Origin of the sequence: Arthrobacter sp. Edens01 (assembly GCF_001307035.1) — a bacterium.
Taxonomy (GTDB): domain Bacteria; phylum Actinomycetota; class Actinomycetes; order Actinomycetales; family Micrococcaceae; genus Arthrobacter_B.
Map to the genome: position 1 here is coordinate 557805 of NZ_LKIU01000005.1, position 22915 is coordinate 580719.

Below are 22915 nucleotides of genomic sequence, written 5' to 3' on the forward strand. Positions count from 1 at the left end.
GCTTCGTGAGGAGCATCCGGTACCGCTGGCTGGCTGTCATCACCGTTTTCTTCGGCATTGCCGGCTGGCAGGTGAACGCCTGGGCTACCCGCAACGGATTCCCGGCGCCGGTACTGAACTTCACCGCGCTGCTCACCCTCGCGTTCATTGTTGGGTTCACCCTGTTCCTGGGGCTGCGGGTCCGCCGCTGGCGGGACGGAGACCGGGAAAAACCGCTGGACCCGATAGCGGCAGCCCGCACCCTTGTGCTGGCCCAGGCTACGGCCTATGCCGGGGCGCTGCTGCTCGGCTGGCACGGCGGGATCTTCCTGGACCAGCTGGGCTTATGGGAAATGCGCCCCAACCACGGCCCCACATGGGCATCGCTTGCCATCTCCGTGGGCGGAGTGATCATGATAGCTACCGGTCTGGTGGTGGAGCGGTTCTGCCGGCTGCCGCCCGAAGACAAGAACGGCGGCGAAGAAAACAACAACGGGGGAGAGTATGCATAACCAGGCGATAGATCCGCAGGGCCTGACCTGGCAGCGCGTATCCCCGCGGTACCTGACGCTGCGTGTGCTCTCGCTGGCAGTTGAGGCACTCATCACGCTGGCCGTGGTGAGCGTACCGCTTGTGCTCCGCAGCCTGGATATTTGGGGCGGTTTCCCCGCCTGGATTGCGTGGGGACTGCCGGGGGTTTTCCTAGTCGGCTTTATTTGGCGCGGCGTGCTGCTGCCCCGGCAGGTCCGGGCAATCGGGTACGCCGAGCGCGGCGAGGACCTGCTGCTGCGCACCGGCATCTTCTTCCAGCGCACCCTGGTGGTCCCCTACGGCCGCATGCAGTACGTGGACGTCGCCGTCGGACCTTTTGAACGCCTCTTCGGCCTTTGCACGCTCAAGCTGCACACAGCATCCCCCGGCACCGACGCCACGATTCCCGGCCTGCCCACCGATGAAGGCGCCAGGCTGCGCGAACACCTCTCTGCGCGCGGCGAGGCGCAGCTGGCGGGACTGTGACTTCCGCACCCGGCAGCCCCGCTCCCGGCAAATCCAGCGGCAGTTCCGGCGGGGAGGAGCAGTGGCAGCGCGTCCATCCCGTTTCCCCGCTGGTCCGCGGCTGGATCGCCCTTGCCGCCGTTGCCTACGTTGTGGGCAGGGACAGCGTCGAAGCCCTGTTCCTGCGCGAAGAGCCCTCCGGCCCGCTGCCGGACGGAACGCCGCTGGCATGGGTGGTCATTGGCCTGGTCGTCCTGCTGCTCGCTATTGCTGCGGTCTTCTTCCTTTCCTGGTGGTTCACCCGCTACCAGGTCACCTCCGGTCACGTCCGCGTCCGTTCCGGCGTACTGTTCCGGCAGCACCGCCAGGCCCGCCTGGACCGGGTGCAGGCCGTGGACATTAACCAGCCGCTGCTCGCCCGCCTGTTTGGACTGGCTGAACTGCGCTTTGAAGTGGCCGACGCCGGAGAATCAGCCGTGCGCCTGTCCTTCCTTCGCCTGGATGATGCCCGGGCACTTCGCGGCACCATCCTGGCGCGGGCATCCGGAGCGGACCCCGAGGCGGACTCCGATACGGAGGCCGGGACGGAGGCCGGCGGTGAAGAGACCGGCGAATCTGCGGCAGGAACCGGAACGGCCGCATCCGCGCGCCGGCGCGGCCCGGCTGAAGCGCCCGAATATCCCGTCCTGGCCCTGGCCCCCGGCCGGGTCCTGGGGGCAACAGCACTCTCAGGGAATACCGTGGTGCTGGTCATTGGCATCATCGCGGTGCTCATCCTTACGTTTGCAACCGGAGAAGGCGTCTCCCTGGCAGCATTCATTCCGCTGGGCCTGGCTGTGGTGGGCGGCTACTGGTCCATGCTGAACACCTCCTGGAACTTCCGCGCTGCCGTTTCCCGCGACGGCGTCCGCCTCCGTTACGGACTCCTGGACACCCGCACGCAGACTGTTCCGCCAGGGCGGATCCAGGCCGTGGCCGTCACGCAGCCGCTGCTCTGGCGGATTACGGGCTGGTACCGGATCTCCGTCAACGTGGCCGGCTACGGTGCCGCTGCGGGGAACGACGGCGCTGCCCGCACCCGCCTGCTCCCGGCCGGAACGCTTGAGGAAACCCTCCAGATCCTGGCCTTGGTACTGCCGAATCCGGGCACACCTGACCCGGTAGGGCTCTTCAGCGCCGGAATCGAGGGCAGCGGAACGGATCACGGGTTTACGGTTTCGCCCCGGCGCGCCCGCTGGGTGGCGCCCCTGCAGTGGAGGCGCAGCGGCTATGCCCTGACTGAGACCGCCCTGCTCAGCAGGAGCGGACGGCTTTGGCGGAACCTGACTGTGGTGCCCCACGAGCGGATCCAGTCGATGGCACTGCATCAGGGGCCGCTGGCGCGGAAGCTGCGCATTGCGGATCTGCGCCTGCACTCGACACCCGGCCCGGTGTCCCCGCGGATCCGCCAGCTTGACGAAGCCGTCCTGCTGGAACTCTTTAATGAACAGTCCGTCCGGGCCGCTGACGCACGCCGCCGGGACCGCACCGAACGCTGGCTGCACCGGGAGACTGCCACCGGGCCGGCCGTGTCCGCTGCCCCGGAGGATCCCGGGACAGCAGCCCTGCCCGCCGAGGGATCGAACGCTGCACCACAGATGGAGGAAAACTGGAATGAACACCGCTGATCAGCGCAGGCGCGGCCGGCTGGGAATCGGAGTCATTGGTGCGGGAAAGGTAGGAGCCGTCCTCGGGGCGGCCCTGCGCGCGGCGGAACACGCCGTCGTCGGAGTTTCCGCAGTTTCCGACGCCAGCCGCGAACGTGCCGAGAACCTGCTGCCGGGCGTTCCGGTCCTGGAAATCCCGGACATTATTGAACGCTCCGAACTGGTGCTTCTGGCCGTGCCTGACGACGCCCTGCCGCCCCTGGTTTCCGGCCTCGCGGCCACGGGGGCCTGGCAGGCAGGTCAGCTGGTTGCCCACACCTCCGGACGCTTCGGCACCGCAGTGCTGGAACCGGCACGGCAGGCCGGAGCCATCCCGCTGGCCATACATCCCGCCATGACCTTCACCGGACTGAGCCTTGACCTCACCCGCCTGGCAGACTGTTCCTTCGGCGTGACGGCGCCCACCGCCGTCCTGCCGATCGCGCAGGCGCTGGTCGTGGAAATGGGAGCCGAACCCGTGGTGATCGACGAAGCGGACCGTGAGCTTTACCACGCAGCACTCGCCCATGCCTCCAACCATCTGGTGACTATTGCCGCCCAGTCCTCGGAACTGCTGCACGGAATCGGCGTGGAACAGCCCGAACGGCTTTTGGGTCCGCTGATGCGGGCGTCCCTTGAAAACGCGCTGGCTTCCGGGGAACACGCGCTGACCGGACCGGTTGCGCGGGGAGATACCGGCACCGTGGAGGCCCACACCCGGGCCCTGCACCGGAACGCTGCCCCGGACCTTGCTGCTGCCTACCAGGCGCTGTCCGCAGCCACCGCCCGCCGTGCAGTTGCGCGCGGTCTGCTCTCACCCGCCCAGGGAGAGAGGATAATTGAAGTACTGAATTCCGAACCCGAAGGACCCCGGTGAACCACCCCCGGTTGGCAACAACCCCCGCAGAACTTAGCAAGGCCATTACCGAGCTCCTCGAAGCCACCGGGAAGGACCGTCCCGCTTTGGGTCTTGTGCCCACCATGGGTGCACTCCACTCCGGGCACGCGGCCCTGGCCGCGGCAGCGCGTGCCGATAACGACGTCGTAGTCGCTTCCATCTTTGTAAACCCCCTGCAGTTCGACGATCCCGCCGACCTCGCCCGCTACCCGCGGACCCTGGACGCGGACCTTGAGCTGCTCGGAGAAGCCGGTGTTGACCTCGTCTTCGCACCGAGCGAAGAGACCATGTACCCGGGCGGCCTGCCCCTGGTCCGGGTGAGTTCGGGCAGTCTTGGAACCCGCTTTGAAGGAGCGGCCCGGCCCGGCCACTTTGACGGTGTGCTCACCGTGGTGGCCAAACTCTTCCACTGTGTCCAGCCGCAGGTTCCGGCAGAGTTCCGGGCCTACTTCGGGCAGAAGGACGCTCAGCAGGTAGCGCTGATCCGGCGCATGGTTGCGGACCTGAACTTCCCCGTGGACATCTACCCGGTGCCAATCGTGCGCTCAGGGGACGGCCTGGCGGAGTCCAGCCGCAATGTTTTCCTGGGCCCCGCAGACCGGGAGGCGGCACTGTCCCTTTCCAGGGCGCTGGCACAGCTGCAGGAACGCGCAGCCAGCGGCCGTCCGCTGGACCTGCCCGGCGCCGCAGCGCTCGTCTCCTCCGCCCCGGGGGTTGAACTGGACTACTTCGAGGTTGTTGATCCCCTCACACTCGATCCGCTCCCGGCCGGTGCGCAGGACGTCCTGTCCGGACCGGCGCTGGCACTGGTCGCAGCCAAGGTGGCTGGAATCCGGCTGATCGACAACGCCGAACTCCACGGCTGAGGCGCGGGGCGTCCTCTGCTCTTCGGGGGTGTTGCCGGACCCGTAGTCAGGACGGTTGATCCGGCTAGGTAGACTTAAGCACCGTGACCTCCTCTAACGTCGTTCCCGAAGCAGCAGATTCCTCCGAGCAGATGCGCATCCGCGCTGAAAAGCGCGCCAAACTGCTCGAACGGGGTCAGGAAGCCTACCCCGTTGGCGTCGAGCGCACGCACTCGCTCCGCCAGGTCCGCGACAAGTTCGGCCACCTGCAGGCGGACGAAACCAGCGGCGAGACCGTGGGTGTCAGCGGCCGTGTGGTCTTTATCCGGAACACCGGAAAGCTCTGCTTTGCCACACTGCAGGAAGGGGACGGCACCCGCCTGCAGGCCATGCTCTCCCTCGCCTCCATTGGGGAAGAGTCGCTGGCTGACTGGAAGGCCATGGTGGACCTGGGTGACCACGTCTTCATTCACGGCGAAGTGATCTCCTCCCGCCGCGGCGAACTCTCCGTAATGGCGGACTCCTGGTCCATGGCCTCCAAGGCGCTGCGTCCGCTGCCCGTGCTGCACGCGGGTCTGAACGAAGAAACCCGCGTCCGCCAGCGCTACGTGGACCTGATGGTCCGGGACGAGGCGCGGGACATGGTCTACAAGCGGGCCTCGATCATCCGCGCCGTCCGCGACACCCTGCACAGCCACGGGTACGTGGAAGTTGAAACTCCCATGCTGCAGCTTATTCACGGCGGTGCCGCTGCCCGCCCGTTTGAAACGCACCTGAACGCCTTCGACCAGCCGATGACTCTGCGCATCGCCACCGAGCTGTACCTCAAGCGTGCGGTTGTTGGCGGCATCGAACGGGTCTATGAGCTTGGACGGATCTTCCGGAACGAAGGTGTTGACTCCACGCACAGCCCCGAATTCACCACCCTGGAATGCTACGAGGCCTACGCCGACCAGTACGTGATGGCCGATCGGATCAAGGAGATCATCCTGAACGCGGCCGATGCGGCCGGGAGCCGGCAGATTGAAACCGAGGCCGGAACCATTGACCTGGACGGGGAATGGCGCTGGCTCTCCGTATACCCGGGCCTGTCAGAGGCTGTGGGTGAAGAAATCACCCCGGATACTGACGCTGAGACCCTGCGCGCACTGGCGGACAAGCACGGCGTAAAGGTTGATCCGAAGTGGGATGCTGAAAAGCTGGTCATTGAGCTGTTTGGCGAGATTGTTGAGCCGACCCTGCTGCAGCCCACCTTCGTCTATGACTACCCGCCGTCGGCGCAGCCCCTGGCCCGCCCGCACCGCGAAGATCCCCGCCTGATCGAGGCCTGGGACCTGATCATCGGCGGCATGGAGCGCGGTACGGCCTTCTCCGAGCTCATCGATCCGGTGATCCAGCGTGAGCGCCTTACTGAGCAGTCGCGCCGCGCTGCTGCCGGCGATGACGAAGCCATGGCATTGGATGAAGACTTCCTCCGGGCACTTGAATACGGTGCGCCCCCCATGGGCGGGATCGGCCTGGGCATCGACCGCCTGGTGATGCTTTTCACGAACGCAGGAATTAGGGAAACGATTTTGTTCCCCCTGCTAAAGCCTGAAGTGGGTTAGAAACATGGAATATGTTGAAGTTCTCCTGCCGTCCATATGTGTGGCTGCTCTCTTTTATTTTGTGATGAAGGCAGTACTGAACGCTGATCGTTCCGAGCGAAAAGCCCTCGCAGAGGCTGAACGCGAGGTCGATCAGAAAGAACACCAGCAGTCGGATCCTAAAACTGACGCTGCCGGTCCTGCAGATAAAGAATAACTATTGAATATGCCTCTCCTGCTTTGACGGGGCATTACCAATTGCGCCATACTCGTAGCAGTCTCGAAATTCGAAGCATTCCCTCGCTTGACTGCATAGGAGCCTCATCATGGCGCAAAAGGTAAAAATCATTCTGGTTGACGACCTCGACGGCGGAAGTGCCGATGAAACCGTCCGTTTTGGATTGGATGGGTCACAGTACGAGATTGACCTCTCCAATGACAATGCGAAGAACCTCCGTGCGGCGCTGAAGCAGTATGTTGATGCCGGCCGTAAAACCGGAGGACGCACCGGACGCCCGCGCGGCACCGGAGCCGCACGCAGCAACGAGGCAGCACAGATCCGTGAATGGGCCCGCAGCAACGGGTACACGGTCTCCGAGCGGGGCCGCGTAAACAGCGAGATCATCGAGGCATACCGCGCCGCTCAGGGCTAGTGGGCCCCTGGAGGTCACGCCCATGGCGAACACGCCCCTTAAGCCGGGGTAACCGCCGTAGCATCGAATTACGCGTTAGCTAGGAGTGTGCCTCATGTTTGAAAGATTTACCGACCGTGCCCGTCGCGTTGTCGTGCTTGCCCAAGAAGAGGCACGCATGCTCAACCACAACTACATCGGCACCGAGCACATCCTGCTTGGGCTCATTCATGAGGGAGAAGGCGTTGCCGCTAAGGCCCTTGAATCCCTGAGCATTTCCCTGGGTGCCGTCCGCGAACAGGTGCAGGAGATTATCGGCCAGGGCCAGCAGGCCCCGTCCGGCCACATCCCCTTCACCCCGCGGGCCAAGAAGGTCCTGGAGCTCTCGCTGCGTGAAGCGCTGCAGCTGGGCCACAACTACATTGGCACCGAACACATCCTGCTGGGCCTCATCCGTGAAGGTGAAGGCGTTGCAGCCCAGGTTCTCGTCAAGCTCGGCGCGGACCTGAACCGTGTTCGCCAGCAGGTCATCCAGCTGCTTTCCGGCTACCAGGGCAAGGAGCCAGTCTCCGCCGGCGGCCAGCAGCAGGAAGGCCAGCCGGCAGGTTCGGTTGTGCTGGACCAGTTCGGCCGCAACCTCACCCAGGCAGCGCGTGAAGGAAAGCTTGATCCGGTCATCGGGCGCGAGCACGAGATGGAACGGGTTATGCAGGTGCTTTCCCGCCGCACCAAGAACAATCCTGTCCTGATTGGTGAGCCGGGCGTCGGCAAGACTGCCGTTGTCGAAGGCCTTGCCCAGGCGATTGTCCGCGGCGATGTCCCTGAGACCATCAAGGACAAGCAGCTCTACACCCTGGACCTCGGTTCGCTCGTTGCCGGTTCCCGGTACCGCGGCGACTTTGAGGAACGCCTGAAGAAGGTCCTCAAGGAAATCCGCACCCGCGGCGACATCATCCTCTTCATTGACGAGATCCACACCCTTGTGGGCGCCGGTGCCGCCGAAGGTGCCATCGACGCAGCCTCGATCCTGAAGCCGATGCTGGCCCGCGGTGAACTGCAGACCATCGGTGCCACCACGCTGGACGAGTACCGCAAGCACATTGAGAAGGATGCAGCGCTTGAGCGCCGCTTCCAGCCGATCCAGGTCAACGAACCTTCTGTTGCCCACGCGATCGAAATCCTCAAGGGCCTGCGGGACCGCTACGAGGCGCACCACCGTGTGTCCATCACGGACGCTGCGCTGGCCTCGGCGGCAACCCTTGCCGAGCGCTACATCAGCGACCGGTTCCTGCCGGACAAGGCCATCGACCTGATCGATGAAGCCGGTGCCCGGCTGCGCATCCGCCGAATGACGGCTCCGCCGGAGCTCAAGGAAATCGACGAGCGCATCTCCGCCCTGAAGATGGAGAAGGAATCCGCGATCGACGCGCAGGACTTCGAAGGTGCTGCCTCACTGCGGGACAAGGAGCAGAAGCTCCAGGACCAGCGTGCAGAAAAGGAACGCCAGTGGAAGTCCGGCGGCCTGGATGACATCGCCGAGGTGGACGAGGAACTGATTGCCGAAGTCCTCGCCAACTCCACCGGCATCCCCGTTGTGAAGCTGAACGAGGAAGAGTCCACGCGGCTGCTCAAGATGGAAGATGAGCTGCACAAGCGGGTCATCGGCCAGGATGAAGCCATCAAGTCGATCTCGCAGGCCATGCGCCGTACGCGTGCCGGCCTGAAGGATCCCAAGCGTCCGGGCGGCTCGTTTATCTTCGCCGGTCCCACCGGTGTTGGTAAGACCGAGCTGGCCAAGGCGCTGGCAGAGTTCCTCTTCGGCGACGAAGAAGCCCTGATCACCCTGGACATGTCCGAGTACTCCGAGAAGCACACGGTCTCCCGGCTGTTCGGTGCCCCTCCCGGGTACGTCGGCTACGAAGAAGGCGGTCAGCTGACCGAAAAGGTCCGCCGCCGTCCGTTCTCCGTGGTTCTGTTCGACGAAGTTGAGAAGGCCCACGCGGACCTCTTCAACTCGCTGCTGCAGATCCTGGAAGACGGCCGCCTGACCGACTCCCAGGGCCGCGTGGTGGACTTCAAGAACACCATCATCATCATGACGACCAACCTTGGTACCAAGGACATCTCCAAGGGCGTCATGACCGGTTTCCAGTCCGGCACGGACACCAAGACCGGCTACGACCGGATGCGTGCCCGGGTCACGGAAGAGCTTCGCCAGCACTTCCGCCCCGAGTTCCTCAACCGCGTCGATGACACCGTGGTGTTCCCGCAGCTGACCCAGGAAGAGATCGTCCAGATCGTGGATCTGTTCCTCGAGCGCCTGGGCAAGCGCCTTGCGGAGAAGGGTATGAGCATCGAGCTCACCCCGGCCGCCAAGGTACTGCTGGCAACCCGCGGCTACGATCCTGCCATGGGTGCCCGGCCTCTGCGCCGGACCATGCAGCGCGAGATCGAGGACCAGCTCTCCGAGAAGATCCTCTTTGGGGATCTCAAGCCCGGAGAACTGGTGTCGGTTGATGTGGAAGGCGAAGGCGACGACGCTAAGTTCACCTTCGTGGGACACGGTGCCCCGCGCGCTATCGAAGAAGCCCCTTCGGCCATCGAGGCCGGCGTGGGCGACGGGCAGTAGCAAGACCAATACCGCCGTCCAGGCGGTGAAGCGAAGGAGCCCCCGGGAAACCGGGGGCTCCTTCGCTGTCCGGGCCATGTTTCACCCGGAGTCCGCTTCGCAGCAGCGGGCAGTCTCAAAGTTCTAGACTGAACCAATGACTCCAACTGCACAAAAGGCACCATTCACCATCCGCCGGGCCCGCACCTCGGACGTCCGGCAGATACGGGAACTGGTGGCGCCGCTGGCTGACGAGCGTGTTTTGGTGGCCAAGGAGACCGTCGCCTACTACGAAGGCCTGCAGGAGTTCCGGATCGCCGAGGATGAAGCCGGCAGGGTTATTGGCTGCGGCGCACTGCATGTGATGTGGGAAGATCTCGCCGAGGTGCGCACCCTGGCCGTGCACCCCGCCTGGCTCGGCCGCGGCGTAGGCCACGTCCTACTGGAAACGCTGCTTACCGACGCGCTGGAAATAGGTGTGTCCAGGGTGTTCTGCCTGACCTTCGAAGTCGATTTCTTTAAGCGCCACGGATTTACCGTGATGGAAAGCCAAAGCGCCGTAGATCCCGAGGTTTACTCCGAACTCCTGCGCTCCAACGATGAAGGCGTTGCCGAATTCCTGGACCTCGCACGGGTGAAGCCGAATACCCTCGGCAATACCCGCATGATCCGGGATGTTCGCGCATAGGGGAACTATCCGGTCCCGCTGGAGAAGTTTGCGCGGGAACGGTACAGTAAGGGTACTTAGCATCAAGAAATGCCAGACGGGTAACACCGGCAACACTGCAGCTAACGCAATTGCCAGCCCCGGCGGCCAATCAGAAAGCGGGTACCTAATATGGGCGCAGACGACAAGATGCAGAACAAGGGCGAAGAACTCGGCGGCAAGGTCAAGGAAGGCCTCGGTAAGGCCACCGGCGACCACAGCATGGAAGCCGACGGCCAGTCCGATCAGGCAAAGGCCAATGTGAAGCAGGCCGGCGAGCACGTCAAGGATGCTTTCAAGGGCAAGTAAGCCCCAGAATCAAATTAAATGTCCGGAGGAAACTCCGTACGCTCCCGGTCGCTGTTGTCACTGCCGGCCGGGGAACACTGAAGGAAGGGCCACCGTGCCCTTCCTTCAGTGCGTTCAGCAACGTTCTACGCCTGTGCAGCCCTCCGCCTGCGGGGTAGGGTTGGCTCTCTCAGGAGAGCGGGCAACGGGGCCCGTTCCAGCGCAGTGGAGCCTTTCCGGGCGAAGGAGTGAACAGGGATGAAAAAGCTCATAAATGATCCGCGCGCCGTGGTGGCCGAATCGCTGGAAGGTTTCGGCATGGCCCACCATGACCTGGTAGAGGTCCACGCGGATCCTGCCTACGTGACTCGCAGGGATGCACCGGTAGCCGGCAAGGTTTCCCTGGTTTCCGGCGGCGGCAGCGGCCACGAGCCGCTGCACTCCGGCTACGTGGGCCGCGGGATGCTCGACGCCGCCGTGCCCGGCGCCGTTTTCACGTCCCCCACCCCGGACCAGATCCTGCCGGCCATTACTTCAACGGATTCAGGTGCCGGCGTCCTGATGATCGTCAAGAACTACACCGGCGACATCCTGAACTTCGAGACCGCCGCAGAGCTGGCCCAGGCAGAGGGAATCGAAGTCAGGTCGGTTGTGGTCAACGACGACGTCGCCGTCGAGGATTCGCTCTACACTGCCGGCAGGCGCGGCGTGGGCGGCACCGTGCTGGTTGAACGCATCGCCGGCGCTGCGGCTGAACGCGGGGACTCCCTGCAGTCGGTTACCGACCTCGCGGAGCGCGTCAACGCGGGTGTGCGCTCGATGGGCGTCGCCCTGAGCGCGTGCACAGTTCCGCACGCGGGAGAACCCAGCTTCGACCTGGGCGAGGATGAGATTGAGCTCGGTGTTGGGATCCACGGCGAACCAGGCCGGCGGAAAATGCCCATGGCCACGGCGGACGTCATCACCGACCAGCTGCTGGAACCCGTCCTGTCCGACCTCGGCACCGGCTCCGGAGAGCGCGTGCTGCTGTTCGTCAACGGGATGGGCGGAACGCCGCTGAGCGAGCTCTACATCGTCTACCGGCACGCCGCGAAGGTTCTGGCGGACCGCGGGATCCACGTGGAACGTTCACTGGTGGGGAACTACATCACGGCACTCGAAATGCAGGGTGCCTCCATTACGGTGCTGAAACTCGACGACGACATGATCGATCTGTGGGACTCCCCGGTGCACACCGCGGCCCTGCGGTGGGGAGTGTAGCGATGGAACTCAACGCGCAGTGGGCCGAAGCCTGGATGCGGGCTGCCGCAGCGTCCCTGAATGAAAACCGGCAGCGGCTGATTGACCTTGACCGGGCCGTTGGCGACGCCGACCACGGGGAGAACATGGACCGGGGCTTCACTTCAATCGTGGAGAAACTGGATGCTGACGGCACGCCTGCCACGCCGGCGGACGTGTTCAAGCTTGCCGCCATGACCCTCATGTCCCGCGTGGGTGGTGCTGCCGGGCCGCTCTACGGTACGGCTTTCCTGCGGGGGTCCACCGCCGTGGCCGGAAAGGACGTGCTGGACGCAGGGGACGTCGTCGCTTTCCTGAGAGCTGCCCGGGACGGAATCGTCAGCCGGGGAAAGGCCGAGCCCGGGGACAAGACCATGGTGGATGCCTTCACTCCCGCCGTGGAAGCGGCAGAAACGGCAGCCTCCGCTGAAGCCAGCGGGGCCGAAACCCTGGCCGCGGCTGCCAACGCGGCAGAGGGCGGCCTGGCCGGCACGGAACCGCTTATCGCACGCAAGGGACGGGCCAGTTACCTGGCTGAACGCAGCGCCGGCCACTTGGACCCCGGAGCGGCCTCCACTGCGCTGATCCTCGCGGCTGCTGCACGTGCGGCGGGGGAGCAGGCATGAGGGTTGGGCTGGTAATCGTCTCCCACAGCGACAAGGTGGCCGAAGGGCTGACTGAGCTCGCCGGGCAGATGGCACCCGACGTTGCGATTATCGCTGCGGGAGGCACGGACGACGGCGGGATTGGCACCAGCCTTGAGAAAATCCAGTCCGGAATCGCCCAGGCCCAGGGCGGCGCCGGGGTAGCGATCCTGGCTGACCTCGGTTCTGCCGTGATGACTGCGGAGATGGCCCTGGAGTTCCTGGATCCGGACCAGAGCGAGAGCGTCAGGCTGGCGGATGCACCGCTGGTGGAGGGCGCCGTGGCCGCCGCAGTCGCAGCACAGACGGGGCAGGATCTGGCGGCCGTCGTCCGCGACGCAGAGGCCGTCGCCGCGACGATGGGTTCAAAGGGTGCAGAACCCGCGTCCGGTCCTGAAACCACTGCCGAACCGGCCGACACCTTGGACGATATCGACCAGGACGACAACGGCGTCCACGAGGCGTCCTGGCAGCTGATCAATCCCATGGGCCTTCATGCCCGGCCGGCGGCTGCCGTTGCACAGGCGATGGCTGACCTGGACGCCGACATCACGATCAACGGGGTGGACGGCAAATCGGTGATGATGCTGATGACCCTTGGGCTGAAGGCCGGCGACACCCTGACCGTTTCCGCCCACGGACCCGACGCCGCCCGGGCCGTGGAGATGCTGGGACTTGAAGTCCGGAACGGGTTCGGCGAAATCTAGGCTGGACTCCGTGCGCCGCGGAACACTGGACCGGTGCCGTTAGGCGGGAAGCTGGACTCCGGACCCGGTGGTCTCAGCCAAACCGTCGCGCAGCAGGCCGTCCAGTGCGCGTTCAAGCTGTTCGGCCGGGGCTGCCAGGGCGTGCAGCGCGGCCAGCGGCGCCAGCGCGGCGTCGGCCTCCGGAGCCACGAGGTCCACCGGGCCCGTGAGCAGCAGTTCGCGCAGCACCGGCCCCTGTGCCTGGCGCAGCACGGCCATCATGGCTCCGCGGACCTGCCGGTCGGTGCCGTGCCAGGCCTGCCCCTTCGGGACATAGTGCGGCTCCGGCCGCCCGGCCCGGACCCAGGCGCAGTCAGCCAGCACGGGACAGTCGCTGCAGCGTGGGCTGCGGGCGGTGCAGACCAGTGCGCCGAGTTCCATGACTCCGGCATTCCAGACAACAGATTCAGCGTCGTCCCGGGGCAGCAGTGAGACGGCGAGTTTCTTCTCGGCGGCGGTAAGCGACTGGGACGGCAGTGCATTGCCGGTTACCAGCCGGGCATGGACCCTGCGGATATTGGTGTCCACAACCGTTTCGCGGCGGCCGTAGGCGAAGGAGGCAACGGCAGCGGCCGTGTAGTCTCCCACTCCGGGAAGGCCCAGAAGCGAGTCGTAGGTGTCCGGGACCTTCCCGCCTTGGCGGGCTGTTATTTCCGCCGCTGCTGCGTGCAGCCGGAGGGCGCGGCGGGGATAACCGAGCCGGCCCCAGGCGCGCACGGCCTCCCCGCCCGGCTCGGCAGCAAGGTCCGCCGGCCCCGGCCAGCGTTCCATCCACTGGTGCCAGACGGGCAGGACCCGCACCACCGGGGTCTGCTGGAGCATGATTTCGCTGACCAGGATTCCCCACGGCGAGCAGTCCGGTTTGCGCCACGGGAGATCCCTGGCCTCATCGGAGAACCAGTCAGCGATGCGCCTGTGCAGCTTACGCATTTGTTCCGGTTCCAACGCCACTCCCTCGGTCTTGACCAGCAATACTCTACTGACCGGCGTGGTGTGCGCCGTAATCCGGGCCCGGGTTCATAGCCTTAAGCCATGGCGGCAAAAGGAGTCCAGGGCAAGCGGGGGCAAAAGACCAGCGGTGCCTCCGGGACCAGGCCTGCAACCGGTCCGGCGCGCCCAAGCAGGGCTGTCTACCGTCGGCGCCGGCTCGTCGTGACACTCCTGGCGCTGCTGGTTGTGGCCGGCCTGGTGTGGGCCGGGATAGTAGTGGTCGCCGCTCTTGCGGGTGACAAGGATGCAACGGCGTCCGAACCCTTTGAGACCGCACCGACTTCTGCCGCGCAGCCGCCCGCTTCCAAGGCAGCGGAGGAAGCTGAAGCAGAGCCGTCTCCGAAGGCTGAAGACGGCATGTGTCCTCCGGCTGCGGTGACGGTTGCCGCCTCAACGGATGCAGAGGCCTATCCGGCCGGCGCCAATCCGAACCTGACACTGACAGTGACCAATACCGGTGCGGAACCGTGCCGGATCAACGTGGGCACCACGCAGATGGAATTCGTGGTCACGTCCGGTTCAGACCGGATCTTCTCTTCCGCAGACTGCCAGGACGGGGCCCAAGACCTGGTCAAGGAGTTCGAGCCCGGTGCCGAGGAACGGGCCAACTTCACCTGGGAACGGCTGCGGTCGGCTCCGGGGTGCACCGCCGTGTCCAGCAACCCGAATCCCGGCTGGTATGTCTTCACGGCACGGCTGGGGGAAACCACCAGCGAAAAAGCCGTGTTCCAGCTGGATTAGCTGCTGCGGCCGCTACATAAAGCGGTCGAGCAGGCTTGTCTCAGCAATCCGGGAGAGGCCTTCACGCACAGTCCGAGCCCGCTGTTCACCGATACCGTCCACCTGCATCAGGTCTTCGATGTTGGCGGCCATCAGGTTCTGCAGGCCGCCAAAGTGGTCCACCAGACGGTTGGAGACCGCCGGCGGAACGCTCTTGATGTTGCTCAGCAGGCGGTAACCGCGGGGCTGGACCACGGCTTCAAGGGAGTCCTGGCCCGGCTGGAAGCCCACCACGGCGGCGATCTTCCCCAAGTCCACCATGTCCGAGGAACTCAATCCCTGCAGGGTTGCGACCTGTTCTTCGATGTTGCCCTGGGTCTCGCCAATGTCGGCGTAATCCCGGATGATCATTTCGCTGCCCGGGCCGAGCCCTGTGGTCAGTTCCTCCAGCTGGAGGGAAAGCAGCCGCCCGTCGACTCCAAGCTCAAGGACGTACTGCGAGATTTCCTCGGAGATCCTGCGCACCATTTCCTGCCGCTGGAGAGTGACTGCCACGTCGCGGACGGTTACCATGGCTTCGATTTCCAGGGCGGAGAGTGAGTTCGTGACCTGGTCCAGGCGGGTGCGGTAGCGCTCCAGGGTTGCCAGTGCCTGGTTGGCGCGGGCCAGTACCGGCTCGGACCCTTCCAGGACGTGCCGCAGTCCGCCAACGTACAGCTGGATGATCTGCATCGACTGGCTGACGGAGATCACCGGGAAGCCGGTCTGGATGGCAACACGCTCTGCGGTGCGGTGGCGTGTTCCGGACTCATGGGTCTCGATCGTGTGGTCGGGGACCAGCTGCACGGCCGCCCGCAGGATGTTGGTGCCGTCCTTGTCACAGACGATTGCACCGTCCATTTTCGCCAGTTCGCGAAGCCGGGTGGAGGAGAACTCAATCCCGATGTCGAAACCGCCGGAGCAGATCGAGTCCACTGTGCGGTCAAAGCCGAGGACAATCAGGGCGCCGGTGCGGCCGCGGAGGATCCGCTCCAGGCCGTCGCGAAGAGCAGTTCCGGGCGCAACCCTCGCAAGGGTCGCCTTCAGCGCGTCCTCGGGACTGCGAGGCATGGTCACTTCCTTCCGGCCACTGGCGGCCCACGGGACGTTCTGGGCGTGGGTATGCGCAGATACTTCCCCATAGTAGTGGGAGGAACCGGCTCATCCGCCACTTTGGTCCCCGGAGTATGACAGGCGCGCTTATCAAACGGCCTGCGGCGCGCCCTAGAAGAGGAGTTCGAGAGCCTCGGAGAGAGTTGAGACTTCCCGGACCTTGAAACCAGCCGGCACCTGGCCGGGACCGTTGGGTGATGCGGGCACCACCGCATGGCTGAATCCCAGCCGCTCGGCCTCCTGGACCCGCCGGGCTATGCCGGGGATGGGACGGACCTCCCCGGCCAGTCCAACCTCGCCGAACGCAATGAGCCGTGCAGGCAGGGGCTTGTTCATCTTCGCCGAGGCGACGGCCAGGGCCACGGCAAGGTCGGTGGCCGGTTCGGTCAGCTTCACCCCGCCCACGGTGGCCACATAACTGTCGTCCTTGGCGAGGTTCATCGAAGCCCGCTGCTGCAGCACCGCGAGCAGCATGGCCACCCGGGCGGAGTCCAGGCCGCTGGTGGCCCGCCGCGCCTGCGCATTGCCGGTCTCCGCGAGCAGCGCCTGTACCTCCGCTACGAGCGGGCGCCTGCCTTCCAGGGTCACCGTGATGCAGGTGCCGGAGACGGGCTCCTTGGTACGGGAGACGAACAGCCCGCTCGGATCGGCGAGCCCTTCGATGCCGTCCTCGGTGAGATCGAAGCAGCCGACTTCGTCCGTGGGCCCGTAACGGTTCTTGACCGCACGGACCAGCCGCAGGCGGGAGTGCCGGTCGCCGTCGAACTGGCACACCACGTCTACCAGGTGCTCAAGCAGGCGCGGGCCTGCAATGGAGCCGTCCTTGGTGACGTGCCCGACCAGCAGCGTGGTCATGTTCCGGGTCTTGGCTGCATTGATGAGCGAGGCCGCCACCTCGCGGACCTGGCTGACTCCGCCGGCGCTGCCGTCCACTGCGGCGCTGCTCAGCGTCTGCACCGAGTCCACGATCAGCAGTGCAGGCTTGACCTGCTCAACCTGCCCCAGTGCCTGGCCAAGGTCGGTTTCGGCACTGAGGTACAGGCTGTCCGACACTGCACCGATCCGTTCGGCGCGCAGCTTTACCTGGGCCGTTGATTCCTCACCCGTAACGTAAAGGACGTCCCGGCCCTGCCCGGCCACGCGTGCAGCGACGTCGAGCAGCAGGGTGGACTTGCCAACTCCGGGCTCGCCGGCCAGCAGGATCACTGCGCCGGGCACCAGTCCGCCGCCCAGTACCCGGTCCAGTTCGCCCACTCCGGTGGGCTGGTAAGCGGCAGTGGTGGCGTCAACATCGGCAATCAGCTGCGCCGGACGGGCGACGACGGCTGCGGGAGTGGTGCGCGCAAGGACCTCGCCCGCCTCCTCGACGGTGCCCCAGGCCTGGCATTCACCGCAGCGGCCTACCCACTTAACAGCGGTCCAGCCGCACTCCGTGCAGCGGTAATTGGCGGTTTTCGCCCGGGAAGTCTTTGTTGCCATGCCAACAGGCTATCTGCCGGCACTGACATCGCGTTGCAGCGTCCCGGCGGCTGATTAGACCTCGGAAAGATAGCTGACGGCCTCTTCGTGGGAGAGTCCGGTGGCCTCGAGGAGGTCCACCACCAAGGGGCGGAACAGCATTACCAGGGCATCGCCGTACAGGTCGTGTACGTCCAGGGAAGCCGGGTGCAGCCGGGCGCCCACGGCGGCCAGTTCGCTTCGCGCCTGGCGGAGATGGCGCTCGCGCGTCGGCTGGGATTCACCGCCGCCCAGCGCCCGGGCCAGGATGTCCACGGCGTCGGCGGTGTCATTGATGACCTCTGAAACCTTGTCTACGGCCGTGTCCGAGAGCGACGCATGGTTAATTACGGAAGTGGTCCGCCGCGCGAAGACCCGGCTGCTGCGGATGGCCAGGTCCAGGTAACCCACAGATCCGCGAAGGTCCCCGAGTTCAGCCAGATGCCTGCGGTAGGCGGGGGAGATGCGGGCTATTTCACGGGCATCGCGGATGCTGCGTGCCAGCAGGTCCAGCTGCGGCTGGGTGCTTCGGGCCCGGACCAGGGCGTGCCAGGCCAGGGTCGAGTCGCTGCGTACAAGGGCGTCGGCAACCTGGCGCAGCACGGCGGAGAGTTCACTGAGCAGCTCACGGATATTCGACTTGGGTTCGCGCCGCGGATCCCTGGGCGCGAGCATCGTGACGATCAGCGCGAAGACACCACCCACAATTGCGTCCATGCTGCGCGTGAAAACTCCGCCTTCCGGTGCGGGCAGCAGGACCACCAGCAGGGACTGCAGTCCCAGCTGGGTCGTGAAAATAACGCCCCGGTCCAGGAACCGCGCCAGCATCAGGGAAGAGAAGAGCACGATGGCGGCCTGCCACAGCCCGTTGCCGAGCACCTGGAGGAGCAGTTCACCAATGGTGATGCCCAGGGTGCAGCCGATTCCGACCTCCAGCACCCGGCGGGTACGGGGTTCGCGGGAGAACCCCAGCGAGATCAGGGCTGCCGTCGCTGCGAAGAGCGGGCCTTCATGGCCCAGCACGTACTCCGCGAACGCATAGGCACCCACGGCACAAATGGTCATCTGAAGTGCGGGGTAGATCGACGCGCCGCTTCGCTTGACGCCAATCCGGAACCGGTTGCGCAGGAACCTGTTCCAGGAGCTGAGACGGTCACGGGCAGGCATGGGAACAGTCTAGGGGGACCGCGCTCCGACAGCAGACGCAGCAGCATCTGTGACATGCGGAGGGATTATTCCCGTGCTGCTTGGTCCCAGTTCACTTTTTGTTCACCTTGGCAGGCCAGTCTTCATATCGGAGCGGATGACAACCCTCCAGCGACAAGTCTCCCGGCGTTGACGCGCCGGACATACCACCCTTGAAAGGGACCACGATTGTGAAGGTATTCCGCATTGGCCGCACAGCGGCCGTCCTGTCCGTGGCAGCACTGGCATTGGCTGCCTGCGGCAGTGACAACGCGACGAACGCAGCCGCCGGCACCGATTCTTCCGCTTCCGGCTCGGCCCTGACCGGCACACTGTCCGGCGCAGGTGCCAGCTCGCAGGCCTCGGCGATGGACGCCTGGATCGCAGGTTTCAACGAGTCGAACCCAAATGCCTCCATCCAGTACTCACCGGACGGATCCGGGGCCGGCCGGGAGGCCCTCCTGGCCGGCGGTGTGCAGTTCGCCGGATCCGACGCCGTCCTGAAGGACGAAGAGGTGCAGGCCTCGCTGGAGACCTGCGGCCCCGACGGTGCCCTGCACGTCCCGGCCTACATCTCCCCGATTGCGATCGCATTCAACCTGGACGGCATTGAGGAACTGAACCTCGACGCAGACACCATCGCCGGCATCTTCCGCGGTGAGATCACCACCTGGAACGATCCGGCAATCGCCGGCCAGAACGAAGGCACCGAGCTGCCGGGCACCGCTATCACCGTGGTCCACCGCTCCGATGAATCCGGTACCACCGAGAACTTCACCGAATACCTGGCCGCCGCGGCACCGGACGTATGGACCACGGAAGCCAGCGGTGAATGGCCGGCGGAGCTCGACGGGCAGGAGAATGCGCAGGGAACCTCCGGCGTCGTTTCTGCTGCCAGCGCCACCAGCGGGGCCATCACCTACGCCGATGCATCCGCCGTCGGGTCCATGGGCACCGTGGCTGTGAAGGTGGGCGGGGAATACGTTCCCTACAGCGCCGACGCCGCCTCCAAGGCTGTGGAGGCCTCCACGCCGGTCACCGGCGAAGGCCGCCCTGAGCTTGACATGGCCATGGAACTGGCCCGGGACACCACTGAATCCGGCGCCTACCCTGTGGTGTTGGTCTCCTACCATCTCTACTGCACCACTTATGAGGACCAGGACACCGTCGACCTCATCAAGGCCTTCGGATCCTACGTGGTCAGCGCGGAAGGCCAGGCGGCAGCAGGCGAAGCCGCAGGTAACGCCCCGATGTCCGCCGCGCTGCAGGAGCAGGCAGCCAAGGCCATCGAATCAATCAAGGCCGCTTCCTAGCCGCAAAGGAATGGTCCAGGCCCCCGTACAGCGCCCCAAAGCGCAGTGCGGGGGCATTTGCCGGGCCGGCGGCCAGCTTGAATCTGGCCCGCCGACAGTGAAAACTGACGAGTGCGGTGTCTTGTCCACATCAATCAAGTTGCCAACAAAGTTCGAAGGGTTGTGCAGTGTCAAGCAAGTCAATACAGGGCACCGGCGGTGCCGGGCGCGCGGGGGACAAAGTCTTCTCCGGCATCACGCTGCTGGCGGGCTGTCTGATCCTGACAGTCCTGTTTGCGGTAGCCGCCTTCCTGCTCTGGCAGGCACTTCCCACTTTCTCCGCCCCGTCTGAGGACATCTCCGGCGGTTCGGGGTTCCTGGCGTACATCTTCCCGCTGGTGATCGGCACCGTGATCGCCGCGGCCATCGCGCTGCTGATCGCCACTCCGGTGGGCCTTGGCGTCGCGCTGTTCATTTCCCACTACGCTCCCCGCCGCCTTTCCCAGGCCCTGGGCTACGTTGTGGACCTCCTGGCCGCCATCCCCTCGGTGGTCTACGGCGCGTGGGGTATGACCGTGCTGGCGCCGGCACTGGTGGGCCCGTACAACTGGCTCGCTGAAAACGCCGGCTGGTTCCCCCTATTCACCGGACCGGCCAGCCAGACCGGCAAGACAATGCTCACCGCGGGAATCGTCCTGTCCGTCATGGTGCTTCCGATCATCACCTCCCTGAGCCGCGAAATCTTCCTGCAGACTCCGAAGCTGCATGAGGAAGCCGCCCTGGCCATGGGCGCCACCCGCTGGGAAATGATCCGCATGGCCGTCCTCCCCTTCGCCAGACCGGGCATCATCAGCGCCATCATGCTTGGCCTGGGCCGCGCCCTGGGTGAAACCATGGCAGTGGCGCTGGTGCTTTCCTCCGGCGGCCTGATCGCCAGCCTGATCCGGCCCGGCAACCAGACAATCGCCGCGGAAATCGCGCTGAACTTCCCCGAGGCCTATGGCCTGCGCCTCTCTGAGCTGATCGCTGCCGGCCTGGTCCTGTTCGTGATCACCCTGATCGTGAACGTCATTGCCCGCTGGATCATCAGCCGCCACAAAGAATTCTCGGGAGCCAACTGATGATTGAAACCGCACTGACCCGCTCCTCGTCGCTGACCAAGAACCAGCTGCCCGGCTGGGCACTGTGGGCCATCCTGGCCGCCTCGATCGTCCTGGGTGCAGCCCTTTCGGCGCTGCTGGGGTTCAGCATCGCCACGTTCGCCATCTTTGCCGCCGTCCTCTTCGTAGCCGGCAGCACCATCGCCACCCGCATCGTTGAAGGCAGCCGGCGCGCAACGGACCGCTTCGCCACCAACCTGATCTACGGTGCCTTCATCCTGGCGCTGGTACCGCTGGTCTCAGTGATTTTCACGGTCCTGGTCCGCGGCATTCCCGGACTCAGCGGAGACTTCCTGTTCACCTCCATGGGCGGCATGACCGGAACCGTGGACAACAACACTGTTGAAAACGGGACCCCGGTCCTCGGCGGTGCCTACCACGCGATCATGGGCACACTGCTGATCACCCTCTGGGCAACCATCATCTCCGTGCCCATCGGACTGCTCACCGCTGTCTACCTGGTTGAGTACAGCAAGGGCGGGCCGCTGGCCCGGGCCATCACCTTCTTCGTGGACGTTATGACCGGCATCCCCTCGATCGTGGCCGGACTCTTCGCCGCAGCGTTCTTCGGTTTGATCTTCGGACCGGGCACACGCACCGGCTTCGTTGCCGCCGTCGCGCTTTCTGTCCTGATGATCCCCGTGGTGGTGCGTTCCACGGAGGAAATGCTGAAGATCGTTCCCAACGAACTGCGGGAAGCGTCCTATGCCCTGGGCGTTCGGAAGTGGCGGACCATCCTGAAGGTTGTTGTTCCCACGGCCATCTCCGGCATCGCCTCCGGCGTTACGCTTGCCATTGCCCGCGTGATCGGCGAAACCGCTCCGCTGCTGGTGACTGCCGGGTTCGTGAACACGATCAACCTGAACGTGTTTGCCGGCTGGATGGCCAGCCTCCCCACGTTCATCTACCGTCAGCTGATGAGCCCCACTTCTCCGACCAACACCGATCCGAGTACCCAGCGCGCCTGGGCCGCGGCACTGCTGCTGATCCTCATGGTCATGCTGCTGAACCTCGGCGCCCGGCTGGTTGCCCGAATCTTCGCGCCCAAGACCGGCCGCTGATCCCAAAGCCCCGGCCGCTGCGGCGGCACCGGAGAACCTATACGGGTGCTCCGGAGGAAAAGAACAGAAGGAACTAAATGTCCAAGCGAATCGACGTCAAGGACCTCAACGTCTACTACGGCGACTTCCTGGCGGTAGAAGACGTCAGCATCAAGATCGATGCGCGTTCCGTTACCGCGTTCATTGGCCCCTCGGGCTGCGGCAAGTCAACCTTCCTGCGCACGCTGAACCGCATGCATGAAGTGCTGCCCGGAGCCCGGGTAGAGGGCGAAGTCCTGCTGGACGGCGAGAACCTCTACGGCGCCGGCGTGGACCCCGTGACCGTGCGCAGCCACATCGGTATGGTCTTCCAGCGGCCCAATCCCTTCCCCACGATGTCCATCCGGGACAACGTTCTGGCCGGCGTGAAGCTGAACAACAAGCGGATCTCCCGCTCCGACGCAGACGACCTGGTGGAGAAGTCCCTCACCGGCGCCAACCTGTGGCGCGAGGTCAAGGACCGGCTGGACAAGCCCGGCTCCGGTCTCTCCGGCGGCCAGCAGCAGCGCCTCTGCATCGCCCGCGCGATTGCGGTCTCACCTGAGGTGATTCTCATGGACGAGCCGTGTTCCGCCCTGGACCCGATCTCCACCCTGGCTATTGAGGACCTGATCGAGGAGCTGAAGAGCGACTACACGGTCGTGATCGTCACCCACAACATGCAGCAGGCAGCACGCGTCTCGGACAAGACGGCGTTCTTCAACATCGCCGGCACCGGCAAGCCCGGCAAACTGATCGAGTACGACGACACCACCGTCATCTTCAACAACCCGTCGGTGAAGGCCACTGAGGACTACGTCTCCGGCCGCTTCGGGTAAACCCGCCCCGCACCTCACCCATCGACATCGCAGAAACTGCCCGTTACAGCCCCGTATCGGGCAGTTTCTGCTATCTCGGTGGGTGTTTATGGGGTCCGGGGCTGCAGAGG

23 protein-coding genes are annotated in these 22915 nt (G+C 65.1%); 19 read left to right on the forward strand and 4 right to left on the reverse strand.

The features are described from left to right. The first annotated feature begins 5 nt into the window (after nt 1–5). The 14 genes from AO716_RS08745 to dhaM all read left to right on the forward strand — a co-directional run bounded on the left by AO716_RS08745 (nt 6) and on the right by dhaM (nt 12852). Entirely contained in the window at nt 6–491 is a 486-nt protein-coding gene (locus AO716_RS08745; protein ID WP_055240527.1) for a DUF3180 domain-containing protein, read from the forward strand. Next, nucleotides 484–996, forward strand: coding sequence for a PH domain-containing protein (locus AO716_RS08750; RefSeq protein ID WP_055240528.1), 513 nt, complete (start codon nt 484–486; stop codon nt 994–996). The genes AO716_RS08745 and AO716_RS08750 overlap by 8 nt, the downstream gene beginning before the upstream one ends. After that, nucleotides 993–2642, forward strand: coding sequence for a PH domain-containing protein (locus AO716_RS08755; protein WP_082413444.1), 1650 nt, complete (start codon nt 993–995; stop codon nt 2640–2642). Before AO716_RS08750 ends, AO716_RS08755 begins: the two co-directional genes overlap by 4 nt. After that, nucleotides 2629–3537, forward strand: coding sequence for a Rossmann-like and DUF2520 domain-containing protein (locus AO716_RS08760; protein ID WP_055240529.1), 909 nt, complete (start codon nt 2629–2631; stop codon nt 3535–3537). The genes AO716_RS08755 and AO716_RS08760 overlap by 14 nt, the downstream gene beginning before the upstream one ends. Nucleotides 3538–3548: 11 nt before the next feature. Next, on the forward strand, nt 3549–4424 hold the full coding sequence (gene panC, locus AO716_RS08765) for a pantoate--beta-alanine ligase (protein ID WP_152969923.1): 876 nt from the start codon (nt 3549–3551) through the stop codon (nt 4422–4424). Nucleotides 4425–4555: 131 nt separating this feature from the next. After that, on the forward strand, nt 4556–6010 hold the full coding sequence (gene lysS, locus AO716_RS08770; RefSeq protein ID WP_082413595.1) for a lysine--tRNA ligase: 1455 nt from the start codon (nt 4556–4558) through the stop codon (nt 6008–6010). Nucleotides 6011–6014: 4 nt separating this feature from the next. Beyond that, the gene (locus AO716_RS08775) at nt 6015–6206 is read left to right on the forward strand and encodes a hypothetical protein (protein WP_055240532.1); all 192 of its coding nucleotides are present in this window, start codon (nt 6015–6017) and stop codon (nt 6204–6206) included. A 109-nt stretch (nt 6207–6315) separates the two neighbouring features. Beyond that, nucleotides 6316–6642: a histone-like nucleoid-structuring protein Lsr2 gene (locus AO716_RS08780; RefSeq protein ID WP_055240533.1), complete on the forward strand. Its 327-nt coding sequence runs from the start codon at nt 6316–6318 to the stop codon at nt 6640–6642. 94 nt (nt 6643–6736) lie between these two features. After that, entirely contained in the window at nt 6737–9250 is a 2514-nt protein-coding gene (locus tag AO716_RS08785; RefSeq protein WP_055240534.1) for an ATP-dependent Clp protease ATP-binding subunit, read from the forward strand. Nucleotides 9251–9386: 136 nt separating this feature from the next. Beyond that, complete coding sequence (locus AO716_RS08790; protein ID WP_055240535.1) at nt 9387–9917, forward strand: amino-acid N-acetyltransferase; 531 nt, start codon at nt 9387–9389, stop codon at nt 9915–9917. Nucleotides 9918–10067: 150 nt separating this feature from the next. Continuing rightward, complete coding sequence (locus AO716_RS17030; RefSeq protein ID WP_082413445.1) at nt 10068–10244, forward strand: CsbD family protein; 177 nt, start codon at nt 10068–10070, stop codon at nt 10242–10244. 237 nt (nt 10245–10481) lie between these two features. Beyond that, nucleotides 10482–11483, forward strand: a complete 1002-nt coding sequence (dhaK, locus tag AO716_RS08795; protein WP_055240536.1) for a dihydroxyacetone kinase subunit DhaK — start codon at nt 10482–10484, stop codon at nt 11481–11483. A 2-nt stretch (nt 11484–11485) separates the two neighbouring features. Beyond that, nucleotides 11486–12127, forward strand: a complete 642-nt coding sequence (gene dhaL / locus AO716_RS08800) for a dihydroxyacetone kinase subunit DhaL (protein WP_055240537.1) — start codon at nt 11486–11488, stop codon at nt 12125–12127. After that, nucleotides 12124–12852: a dihydroxyacetone kinase phosphoryl donor subunit DhaM gene (gene dhaM / locus AO716_RS08805; protein WP_055240538.1), complete on the forward strand. Its 729-nt coding sequence runs from the start codon at nt 12124–12126 to the stop codon at nt 12850–12852. The genes dhaL and dhaM overlap by 4 nt, the downstream gene beginning before the upstream one ends. 39 nt (nt 12853–12891) lie before the next feature. Here the strand turns inward: dhaM and AO716_RS08810 are convergent, their stop codons facing one another. Further along, nucleotides 12892–13821 carry an A/G-specific adenine glycosylase gene (locus tag AO716_RS08810; RefSeq protein WP_152969924.1) on the reverse strand — a complete coding sequence of 310 codons (930 nt, stop codon included), beginning with the start codon at nt 13819–13821 and terminating at the stop codon, nt 12892–12894. A gap of 102 nt (nt 13822–13923) precedes the next feature. Between AO716_RS08810 and AO716_RS08815 the strand changes: the two genes are divergently transcribed. Beyond that, entirely contained in the window at nt 13924–14622 is a 699-nt protein-coding gene (locus AO716_RS08815) for a hypothetical protein (RefSeq protein WP_082413446.1), read from the forward strand. Between the two features lie 12 nt (nt 14623–14634). Here the strand turns inward: AO716_RS08815 and disA are convergent, their stop codons facing one another. The 3 genes from disA to AO716_RS08830 form a co-directional block, all read right to left on the reverse strand. After that, complete coding sequence (disA, locus tag AO716_RS08820) at nt 14635–15711, reverse strand: DNA integrity scanning diadenylate cyclase DisA (RefSeq protein WP_055240539.1); 1077 nt, start codon at nt 15709–15711, stop codon at nt 14635–14637. Nucleotides 15712–15864: 153 nt separating this feature from the next. Next, entirely contained in the window at nt 15865–17232 is a 1368-nt protein-coding gene (gene radA / locus AO716_RS08825; RefSeq protein WP_055240540.1) for a DNA repair protein RadA, read from the reverse strand. A 54-nt stretch (nt 17233–17286) separates the two neighbouring features. Continuing rightward, entirely contained in the window at nt 17287–18417 is a 1131-nt protein-coding gene (locus tag AO716_RS08830; RefSeq protein ID WP_055240541.1) for an FUSC family protein, read from the reverse strand. A 209-nt stretch (nt 18418–18626) separates the two neighbouring features. On the opposite strand from AO716_RS08830, the gene pstS reads away from it, so the two are divergent. The 4 genes from pstS (at nt 18627) to pstB (ending at nt 22805) form a co-directional block, all read left to right on the forward strand. Next, nucleotides 18627–19748 carry a phosphate ABC transporter substrate-binding protein PstS gene (pstS, locus tag AO716_RS08835; protein ID WP_055242068.1) on the forward strand — a complete coding sequence of 374 codons (1122 nt, stop codon included), beginning with the start codon at nt 18627–18629 and terminating at the stop codon, nt 19746–19748. Nucleotides 19749–19915: 167 nt separating this feature from the next. Continuing rightward, complete coding sequence (gene pstC, locus AO716_RS08840; protein ID WP_055240542.1) at nt 19916–20848, forward strand: phosphate ABC transporter permease subunit PstC; 933 nt, start codon at nt 19916–19918, stop codon at nt 20846–20848. Beyond that, on the forward strand, nt 20848–21948 hold the full coding sequence (gene pstA / locus AO716_RS08845; protein WP_055240543.1) for a phosphate ABC transporter permease PstA: 1101 nt from the start codon (nt 20848–20850) through the stop codon (nt 21946–21948). The genes pstC and pstA overlap by 1 nt, the downstream gene beginning before the upstream one ends. Before the next feature lie 77 nt (nt 21949–22025). After that, nucleotides 22026–22805, forward strand: coding sequence for a phosphate ABC transporter ATP-binding protein PstB (gene pstB, locus AO716_RS08850; RefSeq protein WP_055240544.1), 780 nt, complete (start codon nt 22026–22028; stop codon nt 22803–22805). The last annotated feature ends 110 nt before the right edge of the window (nt 22806–22915 follow it).